Consider the following 20,326-nt stretch of genomic DNA (forward strand, 5'->3'; position numbering starts at 1 on the left):
ACTGAGCAATGGGCTTATCAGCAAGTTGGTGCATGTTGATTTTAGCGGTTTTTTCATCTGAAACAGGCACTTTGTAATATTTCATTGACTTAAGTTAAACCTTATTCACTGGTGACACCGCGAGTAATCTGTTGTGGCAGTTGGTGAGATGGTGTAAATAACTACGTTTCGCACAAAGAGGTCAGAAGATGAGCGACAGAATCAGGGTAGGATTAATCGGTTATGGCTATGCCAGTAAAACGTTCCATGCCCCTTTGATTGCAGGTACTCCAGGTCTGGAACTGGCAGCGGTATCAAGTAGTGATGAAGCAAAAGTTAAGGTGGACTGGCCGACAGTTACTGTTGTTTCAGAACCGAAACATCTGTTTAACGATCCTCATCTTGATTTAATTGTAATCCCGACGCCAAACGATACCCATTTCCCTCTGGCGAAAGCTGCGCTGGAAGCGGGTAAGCACGTGATTGTTGATAAGCCATTCACCGTGACACTGTCACAAGCTCGCGAGCTGGATTCCCTGGCGCGCAGCCTTGGAAGGGTACTTTCGGTCTTTCATAACCGTCGATGGGATAGTGATTTCCTGACGTTGAAAGCGTTATTGGCCGAAGGCACACTGGGTGAAGTGGCTTATTTTGAATCTCACTTTGACCGTTTCCGCCCGCAAGTTCGTGATCGCTGGCGTGAGCAAGGCGGTCCGGGGAGCGGTATCTGGTACGATTTAGGGCCACATTTACTGGATCAGGCAATTAATCTGTTTGGTCTGCCTGTCAGTCTGACGGTTGACCTTGCGCAACTGCGCCCTGGTGCGCAATCCACCGATTATTTTCATGCCATTTTGTCGTATCCACAGCGGCGAGTGATTCTCCACGGCACTATGCTGGCAGCGGCAGAATCCGCCCGTTATATCGTTCACGGTTCCCGTGGTAGTTATGTGAAATATGGACTTGACCCTCAGGAAGAGAGATTGAAAAACGGCGAACGACTGCCACAGGAAGACTGGGGCTATGATATGCGTGACGGTGTGCTGACACGCGTCGAAGGTGATGCACGGGTAGAAGAGACGTTGCTGACAATCCCCGGCAATTATCCGGCATATTATGCTGCTATTCGTGATGCGCTAAAAGGTGAAGGGGAAAATCCAGTACCGGCCAGTCAGGCGATCCAAATTATGGAGTTGATCGAGCTGGGCATTGAATCAGCGAAGCATCGGGCGACACTTTCTCTGGCATAATCTTAAACGAACAGACCGGCAACAAGGCCGGTCTGTAATATGTGGTTATTGTCCTGCAGCGACTTTCGCACGCAGGGCTTTTTTCTCTGCATCGCTCAGGAAAGCGATTTCCAGACCGTTTATTTGCGCCTGGCGAATCTGCTCGCGGGATAGCCCGGCTGCAGGCGCTGCTATATTATATTCATGAATAATATCAACCCCCTGAACGCCGGGATCATCCGTATTCAGGCTGGCAAGAATACCGTGTTCAAGGAAAGTTTTAAGAGGATGCACACTCAGAGAAGAGACGGTGCTGGTCTGAATATTTGATGTCAGACAGGACTCAATTCCGATCCGCTGTTCCGCCAGAAAATCCATCAGCGCCCGATCCTCAATGGCTTTAACGCCGTGACCAATACGTTCGGCACCCAGTTCACGGATCGCCTGCCAAATACTTTCGGCTCCAGCAGCTTCACCAGCATGAACAGTAATACGCCAGCCAGCGTCGCGGGCACGGTTAAAATGAGAGAGGAACAGACTACCAGGGAAGCCAAGTTCGTCACCGGCTAAATCCAGCGCAGTAATGTGATCCCGATGGGCTAAAAGCGCTTCAAGTTCCTGCAGACAAGCAGCTTCACCAAAAGTACGGCTCATTATGCCAATCAGGCGAGCTTCGACACCAAATGTTTTACACCCTTCCTGAACACCAGCAATGACCGCTTCCACCACCCCGGCAACGGGCAACTGGTGAGTCATAGCCATATAGCCAGGGGAAAAACGCAGCTCTACATAATGCAGACCATTACGGGCAGCATCTTCAATATTCTCAAAAGCAACGCGGCGAACAGATTCCAGCGATGCCAGGACTTTTACCCCCCAATCCAGCTTGCTTAAAAAGCTCACCAGATCCGGTTCAGTGCTGGTGACCTGGACATGGGGGATAAGCGCCTCAAGAGAATCAGCAGGCAGCACAATATTGTGTTGACGACCAAGTTCAAGAATGGTTTGTGGGCGAATGTTACCGTCGAGGTGGCGATGGATATCAGTTAATGGCAGAGAAGTATCAATCATAATTGCACTCATTATTTTGAATATAAAAGTGCGCGCCATTATAAAAACAAATCTTCGGAAAAATCTACGTTGCGCAATAAATATATCTATTGCGCAACGCATTAATCACCGCAGTGACAATATTGCCTTAATTAATCCCTGCACCCCTTTTTCCAGTTTAGCGCGCGGGCATCCAACATTAAGGCGGATAAAGCCACGTCCTTCTTCACCATAGGTAAAGCCAGGCATAATGGCGATTTTTTGCTGATGAATGAGTCTGTCCTGCAATAGTGCATCATTAATATTTAACGGACGTAAATCTATCCATGCCAGATAGGTGGAGTGGGGAGTTTGCCAGTTGAGTTCCGGGAATGTGCCGTTAAGTTCTTCGGCGACATAATCCAGATTAGCATTGAGATACTGACGTAAGGCATCAAGCCATGGTGCACCGTGTTGATAAGCGGCGATATGTGCCGTGAGTGCCAGTACTGCCGGGGAAGAAAGTCCATCACGACCTTTCAGTGCTGTCAAATAAGCTTCGCGGCACTGACGGCTTTCAATAATTCCATAAGCTCCGGTTAACGCGGGAATATTGAAACTTTTCGAACCTGAAGTCAGCAAAGCCCAGTCTCCGCGAGCAACATGACTCCATGGAATATGTTGATGCACACTCCACACCATATCCATGTGAATTTCATCAGAAATTACGCGTACACCGTGGCGCTGACAGAGCTCAGCCATGGTCTGTAATTCATCAAACGTCCACACTTTTCCTGTCGGGTTTTGTGGACTACATAGCAGCATAACCTTACATTCCGGACGGGCCAGTTCACGTTCCAGTTGCTGCATATCGCAGTACCAGCCATCAGCCTGTTTTTCCAGCGAGATGGGCAGAACGGTGCGCTGATTACCTTCAATCGCTTTATAAAAAGCATCATATGCCGGGGTATGAATCAGCACGCCATCGCCTGGCGCCGACCACTGGCGAATCAGTTCTGCAACCATATAGATAACAGAAGGTCCGTAAACTATCGATTGCGGATCAAGAGTTGTGTCATGGCGAGTCGCAAACCAGTGGGTAATGGCAGAGAGAAAATCATCGTTATTCCAGCGACTGTAGCCGAGGACACCATGCATCAGGCGCTGATTCAGTGCCTCAATGATGCAGGGAGCTGTCGCAAAATCCATATCAGAAATGGTGAATGGCAGCAGGTCTGCACTACCAAAACGATCCGCGATATAGTCCCATTGCGTACACCAGGTCCCACGTCTGTCAATTTCCTTTGAAAAATCAAACATATGATGTCCTTAAGCTTGAGTTGTATTCATTAAACCCACGATCTCATCTTTGACTGACGGTACATGGGTAATCACGACCTGAAGAAGTTGCTGATTAAACTGCACTCTACTGCTGGCGCGATAGTCTTTTAGTGCCGGAATATTCAGAAGTGACGCATTTATCACTGACCAGGGCAGTAAGAATATTGTCAGCGTTTGTTTGATTACCGGGAGAAAGCGGGGATTCGATAGAACGCCGGAGTGAAATTCTCCGGCGCTGTTACCTTTATGGGAGAGCGGGAACTGCGGGCACTGATAATGCAGGCATGGCAAACATGCCAACGAACGCTTCCAGCGGCATTTTTTGGCCATTAAGCGTAATTTGACCATTGGCATATTGCAGGCTGGTGGTGATGGTATTGTCATTCAACGTCGTCAGGCGGAACATCTGCCCGGCAGCTGAAAATCCATTAACCTGCTGTTGAGCTAATTTTTCAGCCTTATCTTGCTGATAGCCTTCAAGTTTTGCCACCTGAGTCATCAACTCCGTTGCCATATCCACAGGGATGGTCAGTTTTGCATCCAGAGATTTTACAGAGCGATCCACTTCCTGAGCCAACGTTTGAGGCTGTTCGGTAGTGGTGGTGGGATCTTTGAGGAACAACGACAGATTAAACGCGCTTTCACCTTTGCTGTTCTTCCAGCTCAGTGGTGCAATCGTAATAACAGGATCACCTTTCATCAGCAGTGGTAGGGCAGCAAAAAATGCTTCGGTCACTTTTTGCTGATAGAGTTCCGGATTATTGCTGATTTCTGGTTGTGCCATCAGAGCCTGAGTCTGGGCATTGTACTGCCGGGTAAACTGGTGCAGGGCCGCGCCATCAATCTGACCCACTTTAAGAGTCAGCTTACCGCTGCCCAGATCCTGATTCTGCATTTTCAGGCTCTTAAGTGAGTAGTCCAGTTGGCTATTGATCGTTTTGCCGTCGTTCACCAAATCAGATTTACCCGCAATCTCCATCCCTTCCAGTAGTGCCAGTTCCTTGCCTGCGACTGAAATGGCTACCTTGTCTACAGAAAGTTGCTGATTACCCACTCGTTCGCCGAAATCCGCAAGTGTACTGGAACCCTCGGTTTTCAGGTTGTTAAAGGTGATCTGAACTTTTTGGTCGTATTCATTCACTGCATCAATCAGGCCGCTTTGTGCTTCCCCGGAAAGGGAAATAACTTTACCGTCCCGGTCTGCATTAACCTGAAACTCACCGCCACTAAAGGCAACTTTTTCACCTTCTTTTTCATAATTTAGTGAGTTCAGATGAATATCTGAACGGCTATCGCCGCTATAACTAATACGTGAATTGACGACGAAAGGCATTTCGCCTTTAGAGAGTTCAAACAGTGGTTGAGTTACTTCATTATTGACCAGAGTGGTTCTGACCGATGCCATCGCCGGGATAAGATTGAGCGATTTTAACTGGGAGAGCGGAAAGGGGCCATGATCAACAGATTCGTCGAGGATGACGCTGTGACCAGTTTTAATCCACGGACTCACCTTACCTGCCTCAGGTTTCACTACCAACTGTAACTGGCTACTGAAAATGCCACGCTGATAATTTTGATAACTCACCTCCACGTTAGCCTCAGGAGCGGTGAGCTTGAGTTGCGCATTGGCCTGGCTAACCATCTCCGCCAGATGCGTTTCCAGTTTTTTCCCCGTGTACCATGCACCACCTGTCCAGATAAGACCAAGTGCTACAACAACGCCTGCCGCTACCAGCGATTTTTTCATATTTTTTATCCGTAAAATGAAACCAGGCGGAACATACCGCCTGGTGGTGTTATAAGCCTTTAATAAGCTTAGCAAGAGTTGTTAAATATTTCAGTATGCCATTACAGCTTGTTGTAAACGCGGGCTAAACGACCATTGCCACTCACTAAAACCGGCGACTCGTTTGCGGCTATAAAAGCAGATTCGCCAGGCTTCAGATGTAACTGTTGATCACCTTTGCGCAAACAGGCTTCACCTTCAACGCAGAACAGGATTGCCGCACTTTGCTGGTTAACGGCAGCTTCGTCTTTCGTCAGGTCATGCAAAGCAAACGCAAAATCCTCAACCGGAATATGGAAGTCAAGTTCATGACCGTTTTTGATGGGCTGCGTCAACAATTGTCCCGCGGGTTTCGCTTCAAACTTAACGTTGGCAACCAGTTCAGGAATATCAATATATTTTGGTGTCAAACCGGCGCGTAATACGTTATCGGAGTTGGCCATGACTTCCAGAGCCACGCCCTGCAAATAAGCGTGTGGCGTTTCGGCAAACAGGAACATGGCTTCACCAGGATTCAGTTTCACCACATTGAGCAGCAGGGGTGAGAACAGGCCGCTGTCATCTGGATAAAACTGCGCGATCACGCGAATCGTCTGCCACGGTTCACCCTGCTGAGTGTCGAGTGCCGATTTCAGAATGGCCAGCGCGCGGGATTTTTCCTCTCCCTGCATATTGAGCAGGGCGGCAAACAGTTCACTTAAACGTTCGGCATCAGGTTGCTGTAAAAAATGGGCAATTGCCGGATGCGCCCCCGCAACAGGTTGCAGCAACGAAACAATCTCAGAGAATTCACGGAACGCGTTCATTGCAAGGAACGGTGTCAGGGCAAAAACTAACTCTGGTTTATGATTGGGATCTTTATAATTTCGCTCGGCGGCATCCATTGGAATACCTGCTGCATTTTCTTTGGCAAAGCCGATTTCAGAGTTACGTTTGTTAGGGTGCACCTGAATAGAGAGCGGTTGCGCGGCACACAACACTTTGAACAAAAACGGGAGTTCGCCAAAACGCTCCGCGACTGCATCCCCAAGCAGGGCTGATTTATCGTTCTCAATAACATCACGCAGTGAGACGATTTGTCCTTCAGATGTTTCAACTTTTGAGCTGCTTTTCGGGTGTGCGCCCATCCATAACTCGGCCATCGGTTGTTGGGATGGGTTGGCGATACCGTAAAGATCCGTTAACGCTGTTTTACTTCCCCAGGCATAGTTCTGCACTGAGTTAATGAGTTTTTGCATTATCAAGCCCTGTTTCATGTGTAATTTGTTGGCGTTATTAAAGCAAGAATTCTCTGGCAAGTAACCTGTGGGCTTAAAAAGTCGTACTAGTCTCAGTTTTTGTTAAATATTTGTGTATGATGCTGTTACCTGGTTTTTAACGAGTGTCGCAAGATACTGAGAGAAAAAACTGAACGAGCAGTAAGTGAGAGAACAATGTCAAATAAACCCTTCCATTATCAGGCTCCTTTTCCACTCAAGAAAGATGATACCGAGTACTATCTGCTGTCCAGCGAACATGTCACTGTCTCTGAATTTGAAGGACAGGAGATCTTAAAAGTTGCGCCCGAAGCACTGACTCTGTTGGCGAGACAGGCGTTTCATGATACCTCATTTATGCTGCGTCCTGCCCATCAACAGCAGGTAGCTGATATTTTGCGTGACCCTGAAGCCAGTGAAAACGATAAATATGTCGCACTGCAATTCCTGCGCAACTCGGATATCGCGGCAAAAGGCGTATTGCCAACCTGCCAGGATACCGGTACAGCCATTATCGTTGGCAAAAAAGGTCAGCGTGTATGGACTGGTGGAGGCGATGAAGCTGCGCTGGCACGCGGTGTGTACGATACCTACATTGAAGATAACCTGCGCTATTCACAAAACGCCGCGCTTGATATGTACAAAGAAGTGAACACCGGTACTAACCTGCCAGCCCAGATCGATCTCTACGCGGTTGATGGTGATGAGTATAAATTCCTTTGCATCGCGAAAGGTGGTGGTTCGGCAAACAAGACGTATCTCTATCAGGAAACCAAAGCATTACTGACACCGGGGAAACTGAAAAATTACCTGGTTGAGAAAATGCGCACACTGGGTACAGCAGCTTGCCCGCCTTATCATATTGCGTTTGTTATCGGTGGCACTTCTGCTGAAACCAACCTTAAAACAGTGAAACTGGCGTCGGCGAAATACTATGACGAGCTACCAACGGAAGGGAATGAGCATGGTCAGGCATTCCGTGATGTTGAGCTGGAAAAAGAGTTGCTGATCGAAGCACAGAATCTGGGGCTGGGAGCGCAGTTCGGCGGTAAATATTTCGCCCATGATATCCGTGTTATCCGTTTGCCACGCCATGGAGCATCTTGCCCGGTTGGTATGGGCGTCTCATGTTCTGCTGACCGTAATATTAAAGCGAAGATCAATCGCCAGGGTATCTGGATTGAGAAGCTGGAACATAACCCAGGGAAATACATTCCTGAAGAGCTGCGTAAAGCGGGAGAAGGTGAGGCCGTACGTGTTGATTTAAATCGTCCGATGAGTGAAATCCTCGCTCAGTTGTCGCAGTATCCGGTATCAACGCGCTTATCGCTGAACGGCACCATTATTGTCGGTCGTGATATTGCACACGCTAAACTGAAAGAGCGTATGGATAACGGGGAAGGTCTGCCACAGTACATTAAAGATCACCCGATTTATTATGCAGGTCCGGCGAAAACACCGGAAGGATACGCATCAGGATCTCTTGGCCCAACTACCGCCGGACGTATGGACTCTTATGTCGATCAGTTACAGTCCCACGGTGGCAGCATGATCATGCTGGCCAAAGGTAACCGTAGCCAGCAGGTAACAGATGCCTGTAAAAAACACGGTGGCTTCTACCTCGGCAGTATTGGCGGCCCGGCAGCGGTCTTGGCCCAGGGCAGCATTAAGAGCCTTGAGTGTGTTGAGTACCCGGAGCTTGGCATGGAAGCTATCTGGAAAATTGAAGTCGAAGATTTCCCGGCATTTATCCTTGTGGATAACAAAGGAAATGACTTCTTCCAACAGATACAAATGTCGCAGTGTTCGCGCTGCGTCAAGTAATCGCCAGGTAAGCCGTCCTTCGGGGCGGCTTTTTATTGTTATTAAATGGCAAATACTTTGTTGGGTATGTGCTCTAAGTAATTTGAGTCGCAGCACATGTAATGGGAATGATGACTGAACAGATGCAATAAACAATCAGGTGAGGAGCAGGCCATGAAAACAGTACGCAGCGAAAAAGATTCAATGGGTGCGATTGACGTTCCGGCAGATAAATTGTGGGGCGCACAAACCCAACGTTCGCTGGAACATTTTCGGATATCTACGGAAAAAATGCCCGTTTCACTGATTCATGCACTGGCGCTCACCAAGCGTGCAGCGGCTAAAGTAAACCAGGATTTAGGTTTGCTCTCAGAAGAAAAAGCAAGCGCCATCTGTGAAGCGGCAGATGAAGTACTGGCCGGAAAGCATAGTGATGAATTTCCGTTGGCTATCTGGCAAACCGGTTCTGGTACACAAAGCAATATGAACATGAATGAAGTGCTGGCTAACCGGGCCAGCGAACTGCTTGGCGGTGTGCGTGGCATGGAACGTAAAGTTCATCCTAACGATGATGTAAATAAAAGCCAAAGTTCCAATGATGTATTTCCCACTGCCATGCACGTTGCCGCTTTGTTGTCGCTGCAAAATCAACTGATTCCGCAGCTTAAAACGCTTACACATACCTTAAATGAAAAATCACGTGTGTTTGCTGATATCGTCAAAATTGGTCGTACACATTTGCAAGATGCCACACCGTTGACCCTGGGGCAGGAGATTTCCGGCTGGGTGGCGATGCTGGAACATAACCTTAAGCATATCGAATACAGCCTGCCTCACTTAGCGGAGTTGGCACTGGGCGGCACGGCGGTGGGCACGGGGCTGAACACACATCCGGAATATGCTCATCGTGTGGCGGAGGAACTGACGTCATTAACTTCAGCTCCCTTTGTTACCGCGCCGAACAAATTTGAAGCGCTGGCAACCTGCGATGCTCTGGTGCAGGCACACGGCGCGTTAAAAGGGCTGGCAGCTTCGCTGATGAAGATTGCCAACGATGTTCGCTGGCTGGCTTCTGGCCCCCGCTGCGGCATCGGTGAAATCTCCATTCCTGAAAACGAACCTGGCAGTTCAATTATGCCAGGTAAAGTCAACCCGACGCAGTGCGAAGCATTGACCATGCTCTGTTGTCAGGTAATGGGTAACGATGTCGCTATCAATATGGGCGGTGCGTCAGGTAATTTCGAATTGAACGTCTTCCGCCCAATGGTGATCCACAATTTCCTGCAATCGGTACGTTTGCTGGCTGACGGTATGGAAAGTTTTAACCAACATTGCGCAGTGGGTATCGAACCAAATCGTGCGCGAATCAACCAACTGCTTAATGAATCGCTGATGCTGGTTACCGCTCTGAATACCCATATTGGTTATGACAAAGCAGCAGAAATTGCCAAAAAAGCCCACAAAGAAGGGCTGACATTAAAAGCAGCAGCCCTGGCGTTGGGATATCTGAGCGAAGCTGAATTCGACAGTTGGGTACGCCCTGAACAGATGGTTGGAAGTATGCAACAAAACCACTAATCAGCTACATACAGATGCAGTCGTGGAATGATTAAACGAAGCGGCTGCGCCTGTGGTTTATAGCGATGCTGAACATTCGCGGCGTCGTAATTGAGTAATTCGCCAATATCCGGCACCCCGGCACCATTATGGGTATTAATTAAGGCAATAAGCGGCGTAGGGCAGGCATGTTGTACTTGCTTTTGATCGCCCTTATACCAGACGCGGGCAATAGGCTGTACCTTTACAGGCCGTTTAATTTTTAATTTCGCCTCCTGGGGCAGAGAGGCGATATCCTGATACTCGCGTTCCAGCTTTGCCTGCCACTCTTCCCGTGTCCAGGGGTAAACGCTACGCGGTGATTTGAGGCTTTTCTCAAGTTGCGCCAGTACGTCGTCGCGTCGTAAGTTCTTAATAATATGCTTGTTCGCCCAACCAAAACGTAAGGTCGCCGGATCGTTAATAACCGTCAACGTTCGATAAGCGTTAAGCGTTATGAGGCCTGGCAAGTGGCGGTGTACCCACTCAAAACGTGCTGCTGTTGGTAAACCAGACTCCACTGTGACAATGTGCTCAAAAGCCATTTTTAATTCATTGATGCGTTTAACGTGTTCTTCAAGTAGGGGACGAGTATTGTCATCAACCTGATAACAGATGACTCCGGGTAATCTTACTGCTGCTTTGCTACTACGGTTTTCAGACTGTTGTTGGATAAACAAATGGCGAAAATGGCGCAACGCCAAAGATTCAGCCTCTTTTCCCAAATGTTGTTTTACCTCGATCTGTTCCAGTGGGTTATGTTCATCCTCTTTTTTGACTTCGGGTAATGAAAATACGCGGGCGATCAGCAACCTGTGCTGTTCAAGCTCTGCAACAAAGGTCGCCAGTTCCTGCTCCATTTGACGAAAAGTAGTATTGAGTCGGTCAACAAGATCGTAACGGGCCATAAAACCACCATTTAGTTACAACATACTTTATGTATATCACAACATGCCGGACATCACCACCGTGCGGTCATAGTCTGGCAGGGATTTATGCATTTATTTCCAGGCAGTGTTCAACATGCTATAGGTAATTTGCCCGGCAATTCGAATTATTTCAGGCTGATAGAGATAACACTTGCCAGCTAAATCGAAATTTTGCACCACCTGATTCGCTTTCTTCACAGATGACCGTTCCGCCCATTGCCTGGGCAATGGAGCGTACAATCGCCAATCCCAGACCACATCCCCCCGTGCTCCGGTCACGGCTGGGATCAAGGCGAACAAAGGGGTCGAAGATATGTTCACGGGCGTCCGGGGCGATACCCGGCCCATCATCTTCAACAATGAGTGTTGCGAAGTTACCCTGATGTATCAGACTAATTTCCACTGTCGAACAGCAGTAACGCAGGGCATTATTAACTAAATTATCCAGTACTCTTGCCATTAACCGCATATCCAGAACGCCGTAATTTGCCGTATTCAGCGTTTTCACCCGAATGTTATGGTCTGGATTCAAGGTTTGCACATCATCCAAATGCGTCGTTAACCAGTGGGGGAGATCCACTTCACTGAGGCTTAGCTCATTTTGCGGTCTGTCCAGCCGGGCATAAGTGAGCAGCTCTTCAATCAATGACTCCAGTTGACCAATATCGCGATTTAGCGCCAGCGATTCTGCTTCACTCAGGTTATCGCTCATTTCCAGCCTGTAGCGTAAGCGCACCAGAGGGGTACGCAGCTCGTGGGCAATACCATCGATTAGCTGCTTTTTGCTTGCAATCAGAACGTTAATGTTGTCAGCCATTTGGTTAAAGGCCACGCCAAGACGGGCAAAACTGGAGTTACTGTCAAAATGCAATCGTTCGGTCAGATGGCCTTCGCCAAATCGTTGCGCTGCAGCTTCCAGCTTCAACATATCCAGCCAGTGTGGGCGCATCCAGATAAACACCGGAAAGGCGAGAGAGAAGGCGATAAAAGCAATAAGCGCCACATCAAGTAAGCGCATCTGGTGCAGGAAATAAAGATAGGGCACTGGGCCGACAGCCAGAACGTAGTGGCTGCGAGGAATACGCTGTATAAATGTATATTGGTCCTCAAGCGCCACAATTTCACCACTGCGTAAACGCTGCATTGCACGGGGCTCAAGCTGGTAATGCTGCAATGGTTCTACACGAAGGTCGAAAGAGAGATTCAGGTCCATCTCTTTTAAGGTTTTTCCCCAGTCACGAGGGGGAATTTCCCGGAGCTCGCTACGCATCAGATACAGGGAGCTTTTCATTAAATCATCCAGGGACTGCTTACCGGCGCGTTCAGCGGTGAATTTATAGACCAGCCCTACTAACAAGGTCATTACCAGAAAACAGGTGAAGAGCAGCAGATAAAACTGAACAAAAAGTTTTTTCATATCTTTACCCGTTTATTCCCAGGCGTGTGGCGCGAACAAATAACCTTTATTACGAATAGTTTTGATCCGGTAAGGTTCGGCGGCGTTATCGAGTAATTTCTTACGTAAACGAGAGACAGCGACATCCACGCTTCGATCTAAGCCGTCATAATTGACACCGCGCAGATTCATCAGCAGGGCATCGCGGTCCATTATTTGCCCGGCATGGGTAGCCAGTTCCCAAAGCAGTTCGAAATCGGCAGTAGAAAGTACGACCTCTTCTCCGGCAAGAAGTACACTGCGATTAATAGGATCGATACTCAAAGAACCAAAGCACAACGTGCTATGCATTTTCAGCACAGAGTCCTGAATACCTTTGCTCTGTTGCGTTAGTTCATTTTGTCGCAAGTGCAAACGTAACCGCGCCAGCAACACAGCCGGGGGTGTCGTTTTCAGAATATAGTCACAAGCCCCCAATTCCAGCGCCAGAATATGATTCATGTCGCTATCAAGTGATGTCAGAAGCACAATAGGGCCGGCATATTTACCACGCAAATCACGACAAATACTCATCCCGTCTTTGCCAGGAAGCATAATATCCAGCAATACCAGGTTTGGTTGAATGCTGGCAATGACTTCTTCCGCCTTATCACCACGCGGTTCGACGATAACATTAAGATCATGTTTTGCCAGATAAGCAGCAATCAGAGAGCCTACTTCAGCATCATCTTCGACAAAAACGAGTGTGTTCATAATATTCACAGTGGAAATAAAAACCTCACCATACACTGGCACGTTTTACCTGCATATCAATCGTTCCTAAACAAAAGAGCATAAGGTATTCTACTGAGAATATGTTATGGAAGTGTTAAGGTGAATGAGGATGGGTTTAGTATTCAAAGCTGCACTTGGTGCGCTGGTCGTGGTGTTGATAGGCTTACTGGCAAAAACAAAAAATTACTATATTGCAGGTTTAATTCCCTTATTTCCGACCTTTGCGTTGATTGCTCACTATATTGTGGCAAGCGAACGAGGGATTGAAGCATTACGAACAACCATCATCTTCAGTATGTGGTCGATCATTCCCTATTTTGTTTATCTGGCCTCTTTATGGTATTTCACCGGATTTATGCGCCTGCCCACAGCTCTCGGAGGGGCGGTTATATGCTGGGGGCTAAGCGCATGGTTGTTAATTTTCTGCTGGATAAAACTGCATTAGCGCAGGTGACGGCCACCATCCAGGGGAAAACTACGCCCGGTAACAAAACAGCTTGTGAGCAAATAATCAACTAATTCAATTACTTCCTTTTCACCAGGTGCGGTTTTCATCAGTGATTTATTCAGTGCCTGCTGGCGATACTCCGCATCGTCATGTTCGTTAAATAAAATCAGCGATGGTGCAATAGCATTGACTTTAACTTCAGGCGCCAGTTTGCGGGCAAACGACCTGGTCATATTATCCAGCGCGGCTTTACTTGCAGCATAGGCGATATGCTTATCGCTACCGCGTTCGACGACGTAATCAGTGAAGTGGATAATATCGCTCGCTGCGTGTCCATGGCCGCGCAGTAACGGTTCCAGTGCATGGTTGAGTAAGTACGGCGTGCTAACATGGATCTGCATCATGCATGATAAAACGTCCGGGAGTGGAATCCCCGGCTTCTCTGCCATCCAGGCACTGGCGTTATGCAAAATCGCCCGTAAACCCGATGTTGCAGCTTTTACCTGTTCAGCAAATGCTAATATACCTTCATCTGTGGAGAAATCAGCCTGAATACAAAGCGCACCGGCCTTCTTCAAACCATCAATTGCCGGGTAGTGTGTTCGGTAACTGACAATAACAGGTTGTTTTTGATTGATAAAATGCCATGCGAGAGCGAGGCCGATGCGACGGCCTCCACCAGTAATAAGAACAGGGAATGCGCGGGAATGACCCATCGTAGCTCCTTAGCGTCAAACGATGGGATTCATGTTATCCCACCAGTATCCACGTCGCAGGAATAGCCGCGACTAACAGTAAACTAATCAGCACCATTTCCTGGCGGTTCAATACATTATCATGGGTATGTGTTTTACGTGCGTACAGAAACACCAGCAGACCTGGAGCATACAACACAACAGATAACAGCAAATGCATTGGCCCGGAAGCATAGAGTAACCATAAGCCATAAATGCATGCGCCGACACCTACAGCCTGATGTATTGGGCGAGTGGCAATTTTAAGTAAATAGGCACCGACCAGGAAATAGGGCACCAGAATCATCTCTGAAGCAATGGTCAACAACGTGTTGTAATCAGAACCGGTAAGCCAGATCAATACCAGCGATACTTGCACGCAAATGTTCGTCAACCATAAAGAGGCTGAAGGTGCTCCATTGGCGTTCTGACGAGCGAAAATACGTGGAAACGCTTTGTGAGTTGCAGCAAGAAACGGTACTTCGGCTGCCATAATCGTCCAGCTTAAATAAGCACCACAAACGGAGACGATTAACCCGGCGGCGATAATAACTTCACCCCATGGGCCCATCATTTTGACCAGCAGACCCGCCATTGATGGGTTACGCAACTCAGCCAGCTCCGGGCGAGCTACAACACCAAGCGAAAGTAACGTCACCAGTAAATAGACACCAAGCGCAGCAAGAACAGCCAGCAACGTGGCACGACCAACATCGCGTTTATTTCTTGCACGAGAGGAGACAACAACCGCGCCCTCAACCCCGATAAACACCCACAGCGTGATCAGCATGGTGTTTTTAACCTGTTCCCAGACCGGAACGCCTAATTCAACGCCAGTAAAATCAAGGCTAAAAATATCCATGCGAAACATTAAAAATGCCAGCACGATAAATAAACCGAGCGGCAGAAGTTTTGCCAGTGTCGCGACCAGGTTGATAGTGGCAGCGGTTTGTACACCACGTAACACCAGAAAATGAACAACCCACAACAATAGCGAAGCACCCACAATAGATTGCCAGGTGTTGCCATCACCGAACAGACGCAGTTCTGGGGTATCAGTAAAGAAGCTGAGTGCCGAGAAAACGATAACCAGATACGAGACGTTGGCAACTACCGCACAAAGCCAGTAGCCCCATGCAGAACAGAAACCGATCAATTCTCCAAATCCTTCACGGGCATAAGTGAAGATGCCACCGTCAAGGTCAGGGCGAATTCTCGTTAATACCAACATGGCAAAGGCCAGTAACAGAATTCCGGCCCCGGTAATGGCCCAGCCGATGAGTAAGGCCGCCGGACTGGCAACTGCCGCCATATTTTGCGGCAGGCTGAATACGCCAGCGCCAAGCATTGAGCTTAATACCAGCGCGGTGAGTGCGCTCAGTCCCAGTTTTTTTTCCATCGGTGTCCAGTCATCAAAACGAGAGAGTCAGAATAATTATTAGGGCAAAACGCATAAAAATGGTGAATGCCGCTAAGGCGCGCGATTTTACGGGGAGAGCAGGGGGCATGCAATGGCTTAAGCAATATTTATCACTAAAAATGCGAAAGGCGGCACAAAGCCGCCTTCAATTTAATACCTGTCGTGATTATTTATACAGGTCAGCACTGATGGTCATGTTGTTACCACGTTCCTGCCACTGGCGAGTAATGTGGTAATACTTGGCACCTTTTTTCGCTGCACGCTTGGCAACCTGATAAGAAATTTCAGTCATGTTGCCATAATTACCCGTGAATTTAATGCTGTCAAACGGCACCATCATTGCTGCTGTCGCTTTGTTCACTTCCTCGACTTTAGTGCCATCCGGCAGCGTGACAGTGTAACGACCACCTTTAGATGATTGAGTCTCGAAGAACAGGCCAACATCTGAACTTGGAGATGCACTGCTGGCTACCCCTGGAATTTCAACTTTTTTCGCTGCTTCACCACCCGCTGCGAGAGCTGCACGTCCGGCCTCTGAATCAGCAGGGATGACATCCGCACTTTGTACTACACGTTTTTTCGCATCTTTTTTATAGATAAATGCGGTAATACGCTGGTTGCCGCCCTGGTTGGCGTCAATCTGACGAACGATAAAAAAGGCGTATGCCCCTTTCGCTTTTGCCGCCTTCGTTACCGCTGCATTAACTTCTGGTTGGCTGCGGTAGAAACCCTGTACGGTGACTGTATCAAACGGTTCCAGCTGGACAGCCTGATCTTTTGGCAATTCAACGACACCATTAATGACGCGGTTTTTCTCAGCTTCAGCTTTCTGCGCATCGGCTTTATAGAGGTCTGCAACAACGCGCCAGTTGCCGCTGTTGCCAAAATCAGAGGTATCAACAACATAAAAAGAGGCTGCGCCTTCTTTGTCTGCACGGCGGGAAACGGCTTTTACCGCATCGCCAATCGCGTTAAAACGACCGGAAATTACTACACGATCATAAGGTTTTAATGCTGCCGCTTGCTCCGGCGTCAGTTCTGTCGCTGCATTTACAGAAAAAGCAGTCGCAGAAAGCAGTGCGGACGCCAGGAGTGTGTTCTTAAGCTTCATAAAAATAATCCTTCGCCTTGCGCAAACCAGGTACTGGTATTGTTATTGACTAGAAACGTCGCTGATTATGGCATTTAAATTAGGTCAATGTCTGCGGTAATTTTCATTCCCCATGTAACAGTCAATCAGATACGCACTATCCTTTAGCCAGAAGTTTAAAAAACAGACATTGCGTGGCAGAAACTTATGATCTACATAATTTTTATAAGTTAATTTAATGTTAACTAGGCGAATGCGGTGGAGATTAATCATGTTTTGCTATTGGCTATAAGAGAATTATCAGTTGTTGCCATGATATCTAAGGTCAATATCCCGCTTCAGATGCTGAATCGTTCAGATTTCGCCAATGCACGTATAAATACCCTGTTTTGCCGCTAGATCACTGACGCTATTTTCAGTAGCTTATAGCAAGTTTGTTACAGTTTTTTTCCGGGGTAATACATACCTCTAACGTAAGAGCGCTTTGGCCTTTTACGATCACTGACAAACCATCATCCAAAACCGATGGAAGGGAATATTATGCGAATTGGCATACCAAAAGAGCGGTTAACCAATGAAACCAGAGTCGCTGCAACACCAAAAACGGTTGAGCAGCTACTGAAACTAGGTTTCACCGTTGCAGTAGAGAGCGGCGCGGGTCAACTGGCAAGTTTTGACGATAAGGCATTTGAACAAGCAGGGGCGGAAATAGTCGATGGCAACGCCATTTGGCAGTCAGAGATTATTCTCAAAGTAAACGCACCTGAAGATGAAGAAATTCCGCTACTCAAAGCGGGAACAACACTGGTTAGCTTCATCTGGCCTGCACAAAATCCTGAACTGATGCAAAAACTGGCGGAGCGCGACGTGACCGTCATGGCAATGGACTCTGTGCCACGTATCTCACGTGCGCAGTCGCTGGATGCATTAAGCTCAATGGCGAATATCGCGGGTTACCGCGCGATTGTCGAAGCCGCACATGAATTTGGCCGCTTCTTTACCGGGCAAATTACGGCTGCTGGGAAAGTGCCTCCGGCCAAAGTTATGGTCATTGGTGCTGGGGTTGCGGGCCTTGCGGCTATCGGCGCGGCTAACAGTTTGGGGGCGATTGTTCGCGCCTTTGACACCCGCCCGGAAGTAAAAGAACAAGTACAGAGTATGGGCGCCGAGTTCCTCGAGCTTGATTTCAAAGAGGAAGCAGGCAGTGGCGATGGTTATGCCAAAGTAATGTCTGAGGCGTTTATCAAAGCCGAAATGGAACTCTTTGCTGCTCAGGCAAAAGATGTCGATATCATCGTTACTACCGCACTTATTCCTGGCAAACCTGCACCAAAACTTATCACCCGGGAAATGGTTGACTCCATGAAATCGGGTAGTGTGATTGTCGATCTGGCGGCCCAGAACGGGGGTAACTGCGAATACACCGTACCAGGCGAAATTTATACTACCGAAAACGGCGTAAAAGTGATTGGCTACACCGATCTGCCAGGTCGCTTGCCGACCCAATCTTCACAGCTTTACGGTACTAACCTGGTCAACCTGCTGAAACTGCTTTGCAAAGAGAAAGACGGCAACATTACTGTTGATTTCGATGATGTCGTGATTCGTGGTGTGACGGTGATCCGCGATGGAGAAATTACCTGGCCGGCACCACCGATTCAGGTTTCCGCTCAGCCACAGACAGCACCGAAAGCCGCGCCCCAACCAACGGAACCGGAAAAACCGGCTTCGCCATGGCGGAAATATGCCTTGATGGCTTTGGCCATTATTCTCTTTGGCTGGATGGCAAATGTCGCGCCTAAAGAGTTCCTTGGTCACTTCACCGTTTTTGCCCTTGCATGTGTCGTTGGTTATTACGTGGTCTGGAACGTTTCTCACGCGTTACATACACCGCTGATGTCTGTCACTAACGCAATTTCGGGGATTATTGTTGTCGGAGCATTGTTGCAAATAGGCCAGGGTGGCTGGGTTAGCTTCCTGAGCTTTATTGCGGTGCTTATCGCCAGCATTAATATTTTCGGTGGTTTCACTGTAACTCAGCGTATGCTGAAAATGTTCCGCAAAAATTAAGGGGTAACATATGTCTGGAGGATTAGTTACAGCTGCATACATTGTTGCCGCAATCCTGTTTATTTTTAGTCTGGCGGGGCTTTCAAAACACGAAACTTCGCAACGGGGAAATAACTTTGGTATAGCCGGGATGGCGATAGCGTTAATCGCTACCATCTTTGGGCCGGATACAGGCAATGTTGCATGGATTCTGGTGGCGATGATCATCGGTGGTGCAATTGGTATCCGCCTGGCGAAAAAGGTTGAAATGACCGAGATGCCAGAACTGGTGGCGATTCTGCACAGCTTCGTAGGTCTGGCGGCGGTGCTGGTTGGTTTTAACAGTTACCTGCATCATGATGCTGGCATGGAGCCAGTACTGGTCAATATTCACCTGACGGAGGTATTCCTCGGTATCTTTATCGGTGCGGTAACGTTCACCGGTTCGGTTGTGGCGTTCGGTAAATTGTGCGGAAAAATCTCCTCAAAACCGCTGATGCTACCAAATCGTCATAAAATGAACCTTGCGGCACTGGTGGTTTCCTTCCTGTTACTGCTTGTTTTCGTTCGTACCGAAAGTGTTGGTCTGCAAGTGTTGGCACTGCTGGTGATGACCGTGATCGCACTGGTATTTGGCTGGCATTTAGTTGCATCTATCGGCGGGGCGGATATGCCTGTCGTAGTATCAATGCTCAACTCATACTCTGGTTGGGCTGCGGCAGCTGCAGGCTTTATGCTGAGTAACGACCTGTTAATTGTTACTGGTGCGCTGGTGGGGTCTTCTGGTGCCATCCTCTCTTACATTATGTGTAAGGCGATGAATCGCTCATTCATCAGCGTTATCGCCGGTGGCTTTGGTACAGACGGAACCTCCACAGGTGATGATCAGGAAGTTGGTGAACATCGTGAAATCACTGCGGAAGAAACTGCTGAACTGCTGAAGAACTCACATTCAGTGATTATCACTCCAGGTTACGGCATGGCAGTGGCACAGGCTCAATATCCGGTAGCGGAAATCACGGAGAAACTGCGTGCTCGTGGCATCAACGTGCGTTTTGGGATTCACCCGGTAGCAGGGCGTTTGCCTGGCCATATGAATGTGTTACTGGCAGAAGCGAAAGTGCCGTACGACATCGTGCTGGAAATGGACGAAATCAATGATGATTTTGCCGACACGGATACCGTACTGGTCATTGGTGCTAACGACACGGTTAACCCAGCGGCACAGGACGATCCTAAGAGTCCAATTGCCGGGATGCCAGTTCTCGAAGTGTGGAAAGCGCAAAACGTAATTGTCTTTAAACGTTCGATGAATACCGGTTATGCCGGGGTGCAAAACCCGCTGTTCTTTAAAGAAAATACTCATATGCTGTTTGGTGATGCTAAAGCCAGCGTGGATGCAATATTGAAAGCACTTTAAGTAAACCTCAGTGCACAACGGCCTCTTCGGGGGCCGTTTTTTTAAGC

The 20,326-nt window shown here is 48.2% G+C and carries 16 protein-coding genes; 6 read left to right on the forward strand and 10 right to left on the reverse strand.

Going from position 1 to position 20,326, the window contains the following annotated elements; all coding sequences use genetic code 11:
* The first annotated feature begins 188 nt into the window (after nt 1-188).
* A complete protein-coding gene (locus K0335_RS02175) occupies nt 189-1,229 on the forward strand; it encodes an oxidoreductase (protein ID WP_001283781.1) in 1,041 nt (346 codons plus the stop codon).
* A 45-nt stretch (nt 1,230-1,274) separates the two neighbouring features.
* Here K0335_RS02175 and add read toward each other — a convergent pair whose 3' ends face one another.
* The 4 genes from add to manA all read right to left on the reverse strand — a co-directional run bounded on the left by add (nt 1,275) and on the right by manA (nt 6,602).
* Nucleotides 1,275-2,279: an adenosine deaminase gene (gene add, locus K0335_RS02180; protein WP_104919823.1), complete on the reverse strand. Its 1,005-nt coding sequence runs from the start codon at nt 2,277-2,279 to the stop codon at nt 1,275-1,277.
* A 105-nt stretch (nt 2,280-2,384) separates the two neighbouring features.
* Nucleotides 2,385-3,557 carry a MalY/PatB family protein gene (locus tag K0335_RS02185; protein ID WP_104919719.1) on the reverse strand — a complete coding sequence of 391 codons (1,173 nt, stop codon included), beginning with the start codon at nt 3,555-3,557 and terminating at the stop codon, nt 2,385-2,387.
* A 265-nt stretch (nt 3,558-3,822) separates the two neighbouring features.
* Nucleotides 3,823-5,325: a YdgA family protein gene (locus K0335_RS02190; RefSeq protein WP_000749395.1), complete on the reverse strand. Its 1,503-nt coding sequence runs from the start codon at nt 5,323-5,325 to the stop codon at nt 3,823-3,825.
* A 101-nt stretch (nt 5,326-5,426) separates the two neighbouring features.
* Nucleotides 5,427-6,602 carry a mannose-6-phosphate isomerase gene (gene manA / locus K0335_RS02195; RefSeq protein ID WP_219393708.1) on the reverse strand — a complete coding sequence of 392 codons (1,176 nt, stop codon included), beginning with the start codon at nt 6,600-6,602 and terminating at the stop codon, nt 5,427-5,429.
* A gap of 195 nt (nt 6,603-6,797) precedes the next feature.
* Here manA and fumB point away from each other — a divergent pair, with 195 nt between their 5' ends.
* Together fumB and fumC are read left to right on the forward strand one after the other, a co-directional pair.
* Nucleotides 6,798-8,444 carry a class I fumarate hydratase gene (gene fumB / locus K0335_RS02200; RefSeq protein ID WP_219393709.1) on the forward strand — a complete coding sequence of 549 codons (1,647 nt, stop codon included), beginning with the start codon at nt 6,798-6,800 and terminating at the stop codon, nt 8,442-8,444.
* A gap of 153 nt (nt 8,445-8,597) precedes the next feature.
* Nucleotides 8,598-10,001 carry a class II fumarate hydratase gene (fumC, locus tag K0335_RS02205; RefSeq protein ID WP_104919721.1) on the forward strand — a complete coding sequence of 468 codons (1,404 nt, stop codon included), beginning with the start codon at nt 8,598-8,600 and terminating at the stop codon, nt 9,999-10,001.
* On the opposite strand, the gene tus is transcribed toward fumC, so the two are convergent.
* From tus to rstA, 3 genes are all read right to left on the reverse strand, one after another.
* Nucleotides 9,998-10,927 (reverse strand): DNA replication terminus site-binding protein, encoded by a 930-nt coding sequence (gene tus, locus K0335_RS02210; protein ID WP_104919722.1) that lies wholly within the window; start codon nt 10,925-10,927, stop codon nt 9,998-10,000. The genes fumC and tus overlap by 4 nt on opposite strands.
* Nucleotides 10,928-11,078: 151 nt before the next feature.
* The gene (rstB, locus tag K0335_RS02215) at nt 11,079-12,365 is read right to left on the reverse strand and encodes a two-component system sensor histidine kinase RstB (RefSeq protein ID WP_104919723.1); all 1,287 of its coding nucleotides are present in this window, start codon (nt 12,363-12,365) and stop codon (nt 11,079-11,081) included.
* Between the two features lie 12 nt (nt 12,366-12,377).
* Entirely contained in the window at nt 12,378-13,097 is a 720-nt protein-coding gene (gene rstA, locus K0335_RS02220) for a two-component system response regulator RstA (RefSeq protein WP_024256867.1), read from the reverse strand.
* A 130-nt stretch (nt 13,098-13,227) separates the two neighbouring features.
* Between rstA and K0335_RS02225 the strand changes: the two genes are divergently transcribed.
* Nucleotides 13,228-13,563, forward strand: a complete 336-nt coding sequence (locus K0335_RS02225; protein ID WP_104919724.1) for a GlpM family protein — start codon at nt 13,228-13,230, stop codon at nt 13,561-13,563.
* Here the strand turns inward: K0335_RS02225 and folM are convergent.
* From folM to ydgH, 3 genes are all read right to left on the reverse strand, one after another.
* Nucleotides 13,560-14,282: a dihydromonapterin reductase gene (gene folM, locus K0335_RS02230; protein ID WP_104919725.1), complete on the reverse strand. Its 723-nt coding sequence runs from the start codon at nt 14,280-14,282 to the stop codon at nt 13,560-13,562. The genes K0335_RS02225 and folM overlap by 4 nt on opposite strands.
* A gap of 34 nt (nt 14,283-14,316) precedes the next feature.
* A complete protein-coding gene (locus K0335_RS02235) occupies nt 14,317-15,699 on the reverse strand; it encodes an amino acid permease (protein ID WP_000412346.1) in 1,383 nt (460 codons plus the stop codon).
* Nucleotides 15,700-15,886: 187 nt separating this feature from the next.
* Nucleotides 15,887-16,831 carry a DUF1471 family protein YdgH gene (ydgH, locus tag K0335_RS02240; RefSeq protein ID WP_104919726.1) on the reverse strand — a complete coding sequence of 315 codons (945 nt, stop codon included), beginning with the start codon at nt 16,829-16,831 and terminating at the stop codon, nt 15,887-15,889.
* A 519-nt stretch (nt 16,832-17,350) separates the two neighbouring features.
* Between ydgH and pntA the strand changes: the two genes are divergently transcribed.
* Both pntA and pntB read left to right on the forward strand, forming a co-directional pair.
* On the forward strand, nt 17,351-18,880 hold the full coding sequence (gene pntA, locus K0335_RS02245) for a Re/Si-specific NAD(P)(+) transhydrogenase subunit alpha (RefSeq protein WP_104919727.1): 1,530 nt from the start codon (nt 17,351-17,353) through the stop codon (nt 18,878-18,880).
* A 10-nt stretch (nt 18,881-18,890) separates the two neighbouring features.
* A complete protein-coding gene (pntB, locus tag K0335_RS02250; protein ID WP_000014025.1) occupies nt 18,891-20,279 on the forward strand; it encodes a Re/Si-specific NAD(P)(+) transhydrogenase subunit beta in 1,389 nt (462 codons plus the stop codon).
* The last annotated feature ends 47 nt before the right edge of the window (nt 20,280-20,326 follow it).

The sequence above is a fragment of the Escherichia sp. GZ89 genome (assembly GCF_019366485.1).
GTDB lineage: Bacteria > Pseudomonadota > Gammaproteobacteria > Enterobacterales > Enterobacteriaceae > Escherichia > Escherichia fergusonii.